Origin of the sequence: Burkholderia sp. WSM2232 (genome assembly GCF_000472545.1) — a bacterium.
Taxonomy (GTDB): Bacteria; Pseudomonadota; Gammaproteobacteria; order Burkholderiales; family Burkholderiaceae; genus Paraburkholderia.
The window spans coordinates 35,236-47,194 of the sequence record NZ_AWZV01000015.1; the positions used below are offsets into that span (position 1 = coordinate 35,236).

An 11,959-nucleotide genomic window follows, 5' to 3' on the forward strand; every position below is an offset into this window, starting at 1 on the left:
ACTGTTTTCACCGCGAGGGTCGACGGTCTCACGCCACCAAGGACGAAGACCATGCCGACCGGGCGAAAACAAGACCTGCACGCAGGCGAAATCACCCTTCGGGAGCAACCATGTCAGCGTCCATCACTGCCACCAGCACGTCGTCATCGTCGTCCAACTGGATAGCGCGCAACGCGCTGCGCAACCTCGGCACTTCGTCGCACGCCGCGCCGAACATCAGCAATGTAATGATCGTGGACGAGCATGGCATGATGCGTGATGTGCTGTACCGTCTGTTCGACACCGTGCCGTTTGTCGAAATCGTCGCCCACGCTGCCGACGGCCACGACGCACTGCAGGCGTGTAGGGCTTACCGACCTGATCTCGTGATGATGGAACTGCAATTGCCTTTGCTGGATGGCGTGGATGTGATCCGTACTATTCGCCGCCGCTGGCCGGAGACACGCATTCTCGTGTTATCGGCCCATGCGGCGGAGATTCGCGTTGCTGAAGCTTTGAATGCGGGCGCGCATGGCTATGTGCTCAAGCGTAGCGGCTCGAAGAAACTGCTGGATGCGGTGGATGCACTGCGCGCGGGCCGCTCGTATATCGACGCGGCACTAAACGTCGAACAGGTCGAGGCGATGCGCCAGCAACCAATCAAGGAGGCCACAGGTGCTGGCATGAGAGCCGCGCTTACGACGCGTGAGCGCCAGGTACTTAAGCTGATCGCTGAAGGCGACCGCAACCGCGACATTGCGCAGCGGTTGACGATCAGTCAAAAGACCGTTGAAACGCATCGGATGAACATGATGCAGAAGCTCGACGCCCACAACGTCGCCGAACTTGTGAAGTGGGCACATCGGCTGGGGATCACCGCGCTGTGAATGGTCCGCGCGATGCGCGGCCTGGTCGCTGCCTCAAAAGAGCACGCACAGGTGCCGCCCGTGGGGCCCGCGGGAATCCGCTGATGAAGAATCCATAGCGGGCGCCGCCGATTGCGTGTGCTGCTCGGCGGTGAAGCGCATGAAGGCTGCGCTCAGCAATGCGATTCCCATGCCCGTTCCATACAGGCGCTCAAGGCAATCTTGAAGCGTTGTCATGTCCCTTTGCAGTCGCAACTGCGATGGGTCGTCCATTACTGCGGTCAACGTCCGCGGGTCGATTCCCACCGCTCGGTAATCGGCATCCGTTATCGGAATCGAGTCAAGGCTTCTGCCACCGAATATTGCCTCGAAAATACGGGAGAAGCCTGCAACCGCCTGCCGACGGATCGTGGTGGCGGGCGTCATAATGTACATAAACGCGGGAGGAACGTGGCCTGATACCGCGAACACGAGTAAAGGGAAATTCATGAAGGCAAGTTTCAGCGATATGTCGCAAACGCCCAGATTCCTGGGAATCAATTCCGCCTGGAGCAGTTCGTCGACAAACTGCAAACGCTGCCGGTGCAGATGCATGTCATAGCCTCTTCTTCGATCTTCTACGAATGACATAAGGCGCAATCGCAGCGGCTCGTTCGTCCTCGCCGCATGCAGAAGGTGCCGGAAAACCATATCGCCACGCAATGAAACGAACTCTTCCTTGCGGATTTTCCCTTCAAAGGCCAATGCGCGCAGAGGGCGAAGCAACTCCAATTCAGCTGCGTCGGGTTGCCCATCGTCCGGCCCCCTCAGTCCAATCAGCCTCGCAGCTTCGTCTTTGTCCTTATATCCCCATGTCTTCCAGAACCCTGGAGAATTAAGGAAATCCAGTAGCGCGGTCGATCCCACAGCCATTCCGATAGTAACGGCCACTTTGGGTGAAAAGTATTCATCCACTCCAATTTCAGCGGAGTAAAACGCTGCCTGCAACGCTGCGCTGGTATGCATGTTTTGGATACCTCATGAGCTGCTTTCGGGCCGAGAAGAGAGCGGGCGCCGCCGGGCGCTGCCGTTTGGCGCCGTGTGCGGCGCCATTGCCAATGCACGGGCCGCAACCGTCGCGATGCGGCCCCGCAGTCGCGTTGAACGCCCCTAATTGCAGGAGATTATTGACGGGTGACGTAATCGGTTGTCCCGCTGTGACGGATCTCTCCGTCAGGCGTAAGTTCGAAATTCATCGATTCTCCTTTGGGCGTAGTAAAGCGATAGGAGTACGCCTCCAGTCCGACCTGCTCACCGAGTTTGATGCGAGCGGCGATCATCAGTTGGCTGCCTCGCTCTATTTTTGCGCCCGAGCTCGATGCACCATCCTCGGTCCAAACAGCTGACTGGGTGAATTCGATTCCGAGGCCGCCGCTGCCGTCAAAATCTGTAGTCAAATTTGCCGTTCGAGCAAGATCGGCCCCCGATAACGCGAGGTGCGGACCCAATTGAAGGCCCGCGAACAATTCGTAAATTGCGTTTTGGCTGACCTGAGTGACATGGTAGAGAATGTTATCGAACACTTTCTGATTGCCGTTCGACAGCGCTGTTGCTACATCGACAAACCGCTGCATCGATGCCTCAATTTCATCGTTTGTAGCCGCGCTAGCATCGCCGGCAAATGGTCGGGAAACCACTTCCTCACCGTCGAGCGTCAGACTTTGATTCGACTGTGCGATGTCGCGATGCCAGTCGCTCCTCAAAGCGTCGATTGGCGAATATCGTCGAGTATTGAGCGCGACCGCCCCAACATATCTCATGCGGGTGAAGTGCGACATCGATACTTCCTTCAGAACGGACCAGGCTATCGAATCCTTGCGGTCGTCGGCCCACTTGGTGGCCTGATCGTTAGATTGAAGCCAATGTGGAAGATGCAGATCGGGAACTGATTTTCGAGCGTAATCGAACGCACCCGCGACGATCTCGGACTGCCTTTCCATTGAGGGCGTTGCATGGTCGTTCGTCTTGACGAGGCCGTATGCATCGACGTATGCGCCCTGGAGAGCCACTCCCTGATGGAAAGCATTCAGCGCGGTGATCCGGGCGGCCAGTTCCGCGACCATGGCTCGCAGTTTGGGCGACGAGCCGAAGAGGGCTGTCCAAAGCTTGACGAACCACGCGGAACTTTCGACTAGCCGGTATTTGGCAGGTCCGCCTTCAAAGCTTGGAGTCGCGACTCGTTCTGCGCGAAACTTACGCGTGTACGACGATTTGTCCGTCAACACGACGCCATGTGACTCCAACTGCCGTACTGGAACCTCGTGCGTAGCGAAAAGATTCTCCGAGAAAATGCGTTGCAACTCGGCGCAAGGGTCGGCGTGGCCAGGCTTCGCTGCCTTGACGCTGGCCCCGCTGAATGCCCCCGTATCGCCTGGGGGTTGATCGGTAATGCGACGGGATGCGTAGAGACTTTCCAGGCCTAAAGACGCAGCGGTGGAAGAAGTCATCGAAGGCGTATCTGCCATTGTTTCTCCTTTCGTTTCGATCAGGAACCGGGTGGGGCGCCGTTGTGGATGGGAGCCGTGAACTTGTCAGGGCGAGCATCATCGCAAATGGCGTGACGAGCGTTTGTGAGAAATCGACCGTTTCTATCGGTTCCGTGATGCGTGCCCGGTCAAAGCAGCAGCAAAGCCGGTCGGCCGCAGCTACGGGCAGGCGCTAAACCGAAATCATTGTGTCTATTGGAAATCGACCGAGATGACATGCGCGTACGATTTGCCGTTAGGGGCTGGCGCCTCGCCGCATCCATTGCGCGATGCCGATTTTCGCAACGTCCTGACCGTTTCTTCCTGTCAACAATCCGGTGCAATCCCCATGGGTCACTTTCCTTTACATATCGGTACGGCGGGTGGTGTCGTGAGCCCCTCCGTTATCACCTCGCAGCGGTCGTCCATCGGTGAGTCTGCGCCTCGCAACCTTCCCGAACTCCTATGTCTGCTGCGATCTCACAAGATCACAGACCGCATGAATCATGCAGGAGCGCTACTGCTGCATTACGCCGCCGCGACGCGGGTGACCGCCGAGCAAGCTGGCGCGCTGCTTGGCGCGCTTGAACGGGCATTGGAAGACGCGACACAGGCCTCGTTCGAAACGCAGGATGCCGAGGGCAACACGCCCCTGCACGTAGCGGCATTGCATCAGTGCAGCCGCGAAGTATTTCAACTTCTCGTGCACAAGGCTGCCAGTCTGAATGCCCGCTTTTCGATCCTGAATCACGACGGCTTCGCGGTTATTCACCTGGTATGTTCAATGGAAATGGCGTTGCATGCGTATCGTTCGAACTTCGTTGCAGCGATGCTGGAAAACGTCCCGGATCTTGATGTTGACCAGCTTTCCGCCGATCGCCGCACCGCGTTGGACATGGCGCTGGACGTGTCACTCGAAGCGCTCGAAGTCGTGCTCGGGCTGCTTCGTGCCGGCGCTGATCCCAATGGGGCTGGGAGAGCAGGCGAAATGTCGCTGGCCCGTGTTTCCGCCTGGCAGGAGATATACGAGCAGGCGTTGCTCCGGGAGCCCAACGGGGGACTGCTGGAAGACCAATGGTTCCTTGCATTGCTCGGGCGGCACTCGTTCATGTTGCTCGACCCACGCTCGGCACTCGCGACGCTGCGCGAATCAGGTGCGAAGAGAACGCCGGCCTCGCGCGCGCTCGACATCATTGGTGCGCTGGACCGCTCGTTGACGATTAACCAGGCCCTGAGGAAGGCGGTGGATGCCGGAGATGGAGAGCAGGCACGTATGCTGACGCTGCGGGGCGCGCGGCTGCCGGTATGTCTTGATGCGCGCCGCGCCTCGACCGACCTCGCGGACTACTTTGTCATGTTGATCAACAACCGGTTCTGGTTGTCCGCCAGTCTGATTGACGACCCCACGCTGTCGGCCTGGACAGACGCAGATGGAAGAACGATCGTCTTCTATCTGGCGCATGAAAGCACCAGTGCTTCCGCGGTGCGTGACAGGCTGAGCTCCATGGATCTGTTGTTCGCCCTCGGGACGATCGACTTGAACATTGCCGACACGATGGGCGACACGCCGCTGCACTACATCGCGCGGTTAGTCAGCGATGCCGACGCGGCTATTTTCGGCGAACTGCTCAGACGTGCAACAAATGCGGGTTTCGACTTCTCGACACGTAACGGTAATGGCCTGACCGTATTGCAAATCCTGGTAGGCAGATCTGATTTCGAACTCGTGCATAGATACCTGGAAACGGTAGGTCGTGCTGCAATCAACGAGCCGTCGGTCGCTGGCTACTCGGCACTCGATATGGCGCTCGAGAACGATCCGTTTCAGAACGTTATGGTCGAAGAAGGGGGCGTCCTGGCTTTTGGTCGCAGCTTTATTGGCGACCGCCGTATCGTCGGAGCGCTGCTGGCGAATGGCGCGCAGCGTGCACATGCCATGCGCGGCAATGCGCTGGGCATGACGGCCGGCGATGAAGCCGAGCGAAGCGTGAGCGATTCAGCCGGACGCGCCGCGGAGCCCCTGTCCACCGTCCGTTCGTGGTGGTATTCGCTGATGCGGTGGGTCTCGGGAACGGGCAGCGTGACATCCGGCCCATGATCCGGCAATTCGGATGTGCCAGGGCAGTGCCAATACCGTTAGTACTTGCGCAGATTCGATAGTCGTCTTCAGGTGGCCACTACTACTATCGTCCTTTAGCTTTGCTGTACGACCGATGCCCTCGTTGCTATTGCGAGGCACGCCGCGTCGTGAGCGATTTCATAGAACACTCGCTGGCTTTTTGCTAGCACGGGTTTTCGGTTTTCAGGACGACATGAAAAAAACATTGATTGGCGCCGCCATCATCGGCTCACTTTCCAGTATTGCGTCGGCACAGAGCAGCGTGACACTCTATGGCACTTTGGATGCCGGCGTTTCTTATGTGAACAACGAGAGCGGCCATTCCAACTGGCAACTGAGCGACGGCGGTCTTGATGCGAGCCGCTGGGGCATTGTAGGGTCCGAAGACCTCGGTGCGGGCCGTAAGGCGATTTTCCAGCTGGAAAACGGATTCGACGTGAGCAACGGCAGGCTGGCGCAGGACGCGCGCATGTTTGGCCGCCAGGCGTTTGTCGGGCTCAGCGACAATGCATTGGGCTCCATCACACTCGGCCGCCAATATGATTCCGTGGTCGATTACCTGGCGCCCTTCACCGAGACCGGTAGCACGGGTGGGCTGCTCTTCGCGCATCCATACGACAACGACAACACCCGTAATGCGCTGCGAATCAACAATTCGATCAAGTATTCAAGCCAGGTATTCGCAGGATTCAGCTTTGGCGGCGTATATGGCTTCTCGAATCAGGCTGGTGGTTTTGCGCAAAACCGCGCCTATAGCATCGGCGCAAAGTATCAGAACGGCCCGGTCAAAATCGCTGCGGCCTACATGCAGTTGTCGCGTCCTGGATCCTCGACGGGCGCCGTGGACACAACGCTGTTCGGCCCCGGCACACTGGAAGTGGCCGGGGCAATCGATCCGGCCGTCGATTTCCGCCAGCGTACTTACGGCGTGGGCGCAAGCTATGACGTTGGCCCGGCGACCGTGCGCGCAAGCTGGACCCATACGTCGCTGACCGACATCGCGCTGTCGGCGAGCGGGCAGCGTTTGTTCAACGACGCCTCGGCGAAGTTCGACAACTATGAAGTGAACGCGCGCTACCACGTGACCCCGGCGCTCGCGGTAGATGCGATGTACACCTATACGCGCGGCAAGGTGTCGATCACGGGTGATGGGAGCAGCGCGCACTGGCATACGCTGGGGCTCCAATCCACGTATGCGTTGTCAAAGCGCACCGACCTTTACCTGGCTGGCGTTTATCAAAAGGCGAGCAACGGTGTCAGCGCGCAACTGTACGGCAGCGCGGAGTCGTCAACCGATTCACAGGTCGGTGTGACTGCGGGCGTCCGGCATCGTTTCTAAAAGAGCGAGCACGCCGCACGACGCCAGCGCACCGGCGCTGGCGTGCAATCAACGAGCCGCCATCGGGACCTCAAGTGACCGGACAGTGTCTTTGTCCGGTCGCTTTGTCGTTTCAGCGCGCACCGCCGCGCCCATCCACGTGGGCAGCCTGGGTCGTCACCCGTTGACGCAACGTCACATTTTCAGGTCGTCACCTGATCGTCGCGGGACCGTTCCCGGACGACACTTCGCTGATGTGCGGAAGCCCGGATAGTATTCGTGTTCCGGAATTCCGCTTCCAACAGATCAGGAAGCGAGACGTGCGATGAGATCTCCAGCAATAAGACTCGCCCGGGCAATGGCGGTACTGTGGATTGGAACGGTGTTATTTCATGTCACGGTGGCCCGCGCGGGAGGCAGCGCTTCGAGCGACGACCCTGTGCACGCTGCCTCCACAGCCCTCCCGGGGGCAGACGCCGGCACGCAAAGGGCAAGGCAACTCCCGCGCTGGCGGACGGATGCGCCGGACAGATCGGAGCGCACCGCCGCCGACGGGCTGCCGGGCTATCCGCAGCGCACTTTCATCGATCTGCCCGGTCTGCAATCGACACCCGAACCGCAGCCCGGATCGGAACTGCAAGCGCAACCGCCCGTGCCGCTATCCGGGCCCGCTACGTCAAACCCGGAAGACGTGCCTTTTGGCGGGATGATCGATGAGGCCGCACGCGAATACAACGTTCCACCGGCCCTGGTCAGGGCGGTGGTGACGACCGAATCCAGCTTCGATCCACAGGCGGTATCGCCGAAGGGCGCACTCGGCCTCATGCAACTGATGCCCGCCACCGCACGGCGTTTCGGCGCGGCCGATTCGATGGACCCTCGTACTAACCTGCGCGCAGGCACGCGGTATTTGCGCTGGCTGCTCGACCGGTTCGACTCCGACCTGAACCTCGCGGTCGCCGCCTACAACGCGGGGGAAGGCGCTGTAGACAGATATGGTGGGCAGATCCCTCCCTATCCCGAGACACGCGAATACGTAACGAAGGTTCTCGCGCGCTACCGCGCATACAGCGCCGACCCAACCGGAGAGTTTTCGCCGCTGCCTGCCGTCAGCATGTTCGCTCGCACACCCACGGCGCCCGCCGCGCAGGTTCGCAACCTGAAGCTCGACGGTGCGTTGCAACGCGTGTCCGATTTGATGCAGGCCGTGCTACTCCCAAGGTCCCCGGGTTGACAGAATGCGCAACCAGTCGTCGGCTTCAATTCAGGTCATCACCGGATCGTTGCATGAGCGCGGTTCACGAACAATGACCCCCATGCCTACAGATAGAAAAAAACAGACCGTGGACTGGTTGCAATCCCTGATTCAGGTTCCGTTCGTTTTGCTGATTTCCAAGCGCAATGGCACTGCGGAGCTGGAGATCGACGGTTCAGCCGCGCGAGGCGTGAGCGTCGGCGATTGCGCTTTCATCGGTGTTGTCCTGCGCGGAGTTGCCCAGGACTGCAGCGATGACTGGCTGATTCGGGCGGCCGCGGTGGTCGCGGCGCGAGAGGGCTCGCTCGACGATGCCTTGCAACTGGATAGGGGGCATTGGCTGCTCACGCGGCGCTACGGGCCCGGCGATCTCGAGGGATCACTGGGCGGGCTGGAACAGCGGCTTGCCGCGCATCTGGAGTTGGCGCGCGAACTCACCCGGATTGCGCAGTCCCGCGGCAGCCGGCTCAACACACACGTCGGGAAACTGGTATGAATCTTTCCAAAACCTGCTTGCTGCTCGCTGCGGCGTCGATCCTGTCCGCGGCATGGGGCACCGCCGACGCGGCTATCGCGTTGCAAGGCGCGGATTTTTTCGTCGCGACGCGAGGCACCAAGGTCGCCGCACTACTGAAGGACTTTGGCGCGAACTATGGTGTGCCCGTGATTGTCAGCCGCGAGGTCAACGACACGTTCGTCGGTACGCTCAAGGGACTCGGTGCGCAGGCCGTGCTCGACCGTCTGTCGAGCCTTTATAACCTGGCCTGGTACTTCGACGGACGCGCGCTGTACGTCTACAAGGCGCAGGAAGTCACGAGCGAGGTACTCGCGCCGTCGTATCTGGGCACATCGGAACTCTCGAACTATCTTCGCGAAGCCCGCGTACTGGACGGTCAATACTGCTCGGTGCGCCCAGCCGGTAAGTTTAACGCGCTTGAAGTGTTCGGCGTGCCTGCGTGCGTCACGCGGGTCAAGCAGCTCGCCAGGAACCTCGATCAGCAGATGCTCGACCAGGCGCAGAACCAGGAGACCGTGCAGGTCTTTCCGCTCCGTTATGCCGCGGCGAGCGACGGCTCGTACACGTATCGCAATCAGTCGGTCGTCATACCGGGCGTGGTGACGGAGCTGCGTGAAATGTCGCAAAGTCGCTCGCTGCCCGTCACGGCGGAAAACGGCAAAGTCGTGACTGGTCAAAGTGCGACCGGGCTGCCGCTGTTTTCTGCGGACTCGCGTCGCAACGCGGTGATCGTGCGCGACCGGAAAGCGAACATGCCGCTCTATACCGGGCTGATAGCGCAACTCGATCAACGTCCGCAGCAGATTCAGATTTCCGTGGCGATCATCGACGTCGACGCCGGCGACCTCAAGACTCTCGGCGTCGATCTTCAGGGGTCTATGCGTGTTGGCCCGGGCCGTGTCAGCCTGAATTCGGGTGGCGCGTCGGGCAACGATGGGATGTTCTCCTCGCTGCTTTCGAATGCAGGCGATTTCCTGCTTCGTGTGAATGCGCTCGAACAGACGTCGCGAGCCAAGGTTCTGTCACGTCCTTCGATCGTGACGCTCAACAACGTGCAGGCAGTGCTCGACCGCAATGTCACGTTCTACACGAAGCTGGAAGGAGACCGCGTCGCGCAGCTTGCTTCCGTGGCCGCCGGCTCGCTGCTGCGTGTGACGCCTCGCGTAATCAAGGAAGGTGCGCAGGACGAAGTCATGCTCACGCTCGACCTGCAGGACGGACGTCAGGGTAACCCTGTTAGCGCGGCCGAACCGTTGCCGCAAGTGCAGAACTCCGGCATCGCGACCCAGGCGATCCTCAAAACTGGACAAAGCCTGTTGCTTGGCGGCTTCGTGCAGGACAACGAGAACGAAGGCGTGCGCAAGATTCCGCTGCTTGGTGATATTCCGGTGCTGGGCAAGCTCTTCTCGACGCGCACGACCGACAAGCGCAGCGTGGTGCGCCTGTTCCTGATCAAGGCTGAGCCGCAAGGTCCGATCGAGGAGTGACACATGGAAAAGAGCTACACGCTGACCGTGCTGAACGGTCCATTGGCGAGGCGCAGCATCCGGTTGCCGACAGGGGAGACGCGCATCGGCGGCGACGATCCGGATCTGGCCGTTGCGCTGGAGGATGCGCACACTGCAACGCTTACCGTTGGTACCGACGGCGTGCGGATTTCCACCGATGCTCGCTGCTGGATCGACGGCGCACCCGCTGCCGCACCGGATGTCGCGCCGCTTGATCGCGTGATCGACCTCGGCGGACTCGCGTTTGTTCTGCGTGATTCCGCGAGAAGCGATGCCGCGCCACCATCCCTGAAAGTGCCACCGCGTCGCAACGGCAGACGCGCTCGCGCGGCGTTCGCCGTGCTGATTGCCTCCGTCGCGATATTGGCAGCAAGCGCGCTTGCGCTCGAGCGCGTGCTCTCGGCTCCTGCGACGACCGCATCTGCCATCCGTCAGGCGGATCTGCTGTCCGACATCCGAAAGCGTTTCGCGCCCGAGGGCATCGTCTTGTCCCAGGACGAGCGTGGTGTCGTCGATATCAGAGGTCAATGCATGATGTCGTCGCGGCTTGCCGCCTTGCGTGACGCACTTCGCGAACGCGGCTTCGTGTATCGCGACAGTGTGATCTGCCAGGACGACATGGTGAACAGCGTGAGGGCTATCCTCAGAATGAATGGCTACGAGAACGCGACCGTCGAGTCGGGTGCCACGTACGGCACGGTCGACATCTCGGGGCGTATCGACGCCGACGAGCGTTGGCAGCGCGTGGCGGAGATGCTGTCCGGTACGGCAGGCCTGCAGAGCTGGACGGTACGCGATCGTAGTGGCGGCAGCGTAAACGATCTGATCTCGCGGCTGCGGGCAGCCGGCCTGATCGGCAAGCTCAGCATCGCGCGGGCTCGCGACGACATTCTCGTGACGGGGCTGCTCGACGCAACCGACAAGGCGGCGCTGACAGCTGTGATCGCCGCGTTCAGGCGCGACTACAGCGATGCCTCGCGAGTCGTGGTGCAAGACATTGCGGCGGCGCCATCACTGAATCGTGTCTTTCCGTCGGCGGTCGTGAGCTTTGGTGGCCGTCCCCCGTCGATGTTCATCGAACTTGCAGATGGCACGCGCCTCATGGTGGGCAGCCGGCTGCCTGGCGACTACGCAATCACGGGGCTCGACGCCAACGGCGTTGATCTGTCGAAGGACGGAGAAATCGCCCATTTCCCACTCAACCTGTAAAGGACCACGTATGTACCTGACTGAAATCGAGAACCGGCTGGCCAACGATGTCACTGGCGCATCGCGAAGCGACCTGTTGAGCCGTCTTGCACAGCTGCGTGCCGATATCGCCGCACAACTCGCCGCGCCTCTTGCGCCGGCGGACTATCGCCGTGTCGTAGCTCGCGTCGAGGGTTGCGACGCGGCTATCAGCGTGGTCGCCCTACTGGCGCAACGCCTGCGCAAAGACGCGGGCGAAAAGTGACAAACGCTGTTCCTTTTCAATGGATGGAAACGCCGCTACTCCGTAGAGTGGAACGCGGTCAAGGAGAGTCGACATGAAACCGATGCAAAACCTCGAGCGCATGGTCCGAGGTCTTGAAGAAAAGCAGCACGAACTGATGCGAGTCGTCGCGCAGTTCGGCGAACTCCAAAAGCAGATCAAGGACCTGAGCGAGCGGGCCGGGAACGACCCTGCGGCCGCAAGGCAGTTCGATGCGTTCGTCAAGGCTTGGAACGAGCCAGACGGTACAGGCAAGAGCCTGAAGGAGCAGACGCAGGATGTCATGACCGCGGCGCGCGAAGCGGACCACCACGGCAAGGTCTTGAAGAAGCGTCTGAAATATCCCCGTGATGCGGCCCCGACAGACATTGCTGAGCCGCAGCGGTCAAGCACCACGCGGATCACCCGGCGCTTCGCGTGAG

Annotated in this window: 12 protein-coding genes; 9 read left to right on the forward strand and 3 right to left on the reverse strand. The window is 60.5% G+C overall.

What is annotated here, in order from left to right; genetic code table 11:
* Positions 1-91 precede the first annotated feature (91 nt).
* Positions 92-250: a hypothetical protein gene (locus tag F757_RS36585; protein WP_232221412.1), complete on the reverse strand. Its 159-nt coding sequence runs from the start codon at positions 248-250 to the stop codon at positions 92-94.
* On the opposite strand from F757_RS36585, the gene F757_RS0115375 reads away from it, so the two are divergent.
* A complete protein-coding gene (locus F757_RS0115375) occupies positions 249-866 on the forward strand; it encodes a response regulator (protein WP_051376791.1) in 618 nt (205 codons plus the stop codon). The two genes, F757_RS36585 and F757_RS0115375, sit on opposite strands and share 2 nt — an antisense overlap.
* A gap of 33 nt (positions 867-899) precedes the next feature.
* On the opposite strand, the gene F757_RS0115380 is transcribed toward F757_RS0115375, so the two are convergent.
* Positions 900-1,850: a hypothetical protein gene (locus tag F757_RS0115380; RefSeq protein WP_027212174.1), complete on the reverse strand. Its 951-nt coding sequence runs from the start codon at positions 1,848-1,850 to the stop codon at positions 900-902.
* 158 nt (positions 1,851-2,008) lie between these two features.
* Positions 2,009-3,349, reverse strand: a complete 1,341-nt coding sequence (locus tag F757_RS0115385) for a hypothetical protein (protein ID WP_156923622.1) — start codon at positions 3,347-3,349, stop codon at positions 2,009-2,011.
* 499 nt (positions 3,350-3,848) lie between these two features.
* On the opposite strand from F757_RS0115385, the gene F757_RS0115390 reads away from it, so the two are divergent.
* The 8 genes from F757_RS0115390 to F757_RS0115425 all read left to right on the forward strand — a co-directional run bounded on the left by F757_RS0115390 (position 3,849) and on the right by F757_RS0115425 (position 11,958).
* A complete protein-coding gene (locus F757_RS0115390) occupies positions 3,849-5,447 on the forward strand; it encodes an ankyrin repeat domain-containing protein (protein WP_027212176.1) in 1,599 nt (532 codons plus the stop codon).
* Between the two features lie 214 nt (positions 5,448-5,661).
* Positions 5,662-6,807 (forward strand): porin, encoded by a 1,146-nt coding sequence (locus tag F757_RS0115395; RefSeq protein ID WP_027212177.1) that lies wholly within the window; start codon positions 5,662-5,664, stop codon positions 6,805-6,807.
* A 337-nt stretch (positions 6,808-7,144) separates the two neighbouring features.
* Positions 7,145-8,020, forward strand: coding sequence for a lytic transglycosylase domain-containing protein (locus F757_RS36590; RefSeq protein ID WP_051376776.1), 876 nt, complete (start codon positions 7,145-7,147; stop codon positions 8,018-8,020).
* Positions 8,021-8,024: 4 nt separating this feature from the next.
* Positions 8,025-8,537: a hypothetical protein gene (locus F757_RS0115405; protein ID WP_156923624.1), complete on the forward strand. Its 513-nt coding sequence runs from the start codon at positions 8,025-8,027 to the stop codon at positions 8,535-8,537.
* Entirely contained in the window at positions 8,534-10,045 is a 1,512-nt protein-coding gene (locus F757_RS0115410) for an EscC/YscC/HrcC family type III secretion system outer membrane ring protein (RefSeq protein WP_084530876.1), read from the forward strand. Before F757_RS0115405 ends, F757_RS0115410 begins: the two co-directional genes overlap by 4 nt.
* A gap of 3 nt (positions 10,046-10,048) precedes the next feature.
* A complete protein-coding gene (gene sctD / locus F757_RS33590) occupies positions 10,049-11,275 on the forward strand; it encodes a type III secretion system inner membrane ring subunit SctD (RefSeq protein WP_035466885.1) in 1,227 nt (408 codons plus the stop codon).
* A 10-nt stretch (positions 11,276-11,285) separates the two neighbouring features.
* Complete coding sequence (locus F757_RS36215; RefSeq protein ID WP_027212180.1) at positions 11,286-11,519, forward strand: EscE/YscE/SsaE family type III secretion system needle protein co-chaperone; 234 nt, start codon at positions 11,286-11,288, stop codon at positions 11,517-11,519.
* Between the two features lie 73 nt (positions 11,520-11,592).
* Positions 11,593-11,958, forward strand: a complete 366-nt coding sequence (locus F757_RS0115425; protein ID WP_027212181.1) for a hypothetical protein — start codon at positions 11,593-11,595, stop codon at positions 11,956-11,958.
* Position 11,959: the final 1 nt, after the last annotated feature.

Bases quoted from the DNA above. Each gene is read 5' to 3' on its own strand.
- F757_RS36215 (WP_027212180.1), top strand. From the start codon at position 11,286: ATGTACCTGACTGAAATCGAGAACCGGCTGGCCAACGATGTCACTGGC.
- F757_RS0115380 (WP_027212174.1), bottom strand. From the start codon at position 1,850: ATGCATACCAGCGCAGCGTTGCAGGCAGCGTTTTACTCCGCTGAAATT.
- F757_RS0115405 (WP_156923624.1), top strand. From the start codon at position 8,025: ATGCGCAACCAGTCGTCGGCTTCAATTCAGGTCATCACCGGATCGTTG.
- F757_RS0115410 (WP_084530876.1), top strand. From the start codon at position 8,534: ATGAATCTTTCCAAAACCTGCTTGCTGCTCGCTGCGGCGTCGATCCTG.
- F757_RS0115375 (WP_051376791.1), top strand. From the start codon at position 249: ATGATGCGTGATGTGCTGTACCGTCTGTTCGACACCGTGCCGTTTGTC.
- F757_RS36585 (WP_232221412.1), bottom strand. From the start codon at position 250: ATGCCATGCTCGTCCACGATCATTACATTGCTGATGTTCGGCGCGGCG.
- sctD (WP_035466885.1), top strand. From the start codon at position 10,049: ATGGAAAAGAGCTACACGCTGACCGTGCTGAACGGTCCATTGGCGAGG.
- F757_RS0115425 (WP_027212181.1), top strand. From the start codon at position 11,593: ATGAAACCGATGCAAAACCTCGAGCGCATGGTCCGAGGTCTTGAAGAA.
- F757_RS0115385 (WP_156923622.1), bottom strand. From the start codon at position 3,349: ATGGCAGATACGCCTTCGATGACTTCTTCCACCGCTGCGTCTTTAGGC.
- F757_RS0115390 (WP_027212176.1), top strand. From the start codon at position 3,849: ATGAATCATGCAGGAGCGCTACTGCTGCATTACGCCGCCGCGACGCGG.
- F757_RS0115395 (WP_027212177.1), top strand. From the start codon at position 5,662: ATGAAAAAAACATTGATTGGCGCCGCCATCATCGGCTCACTTTCCAGT.
- F757_RS36590 (WP_051376776.1), top strand. From the start codon at position 7,145: ATGGCGGTACTGTGGATTGGAACGGTGTTATTTCATGTCACGGTGGCC.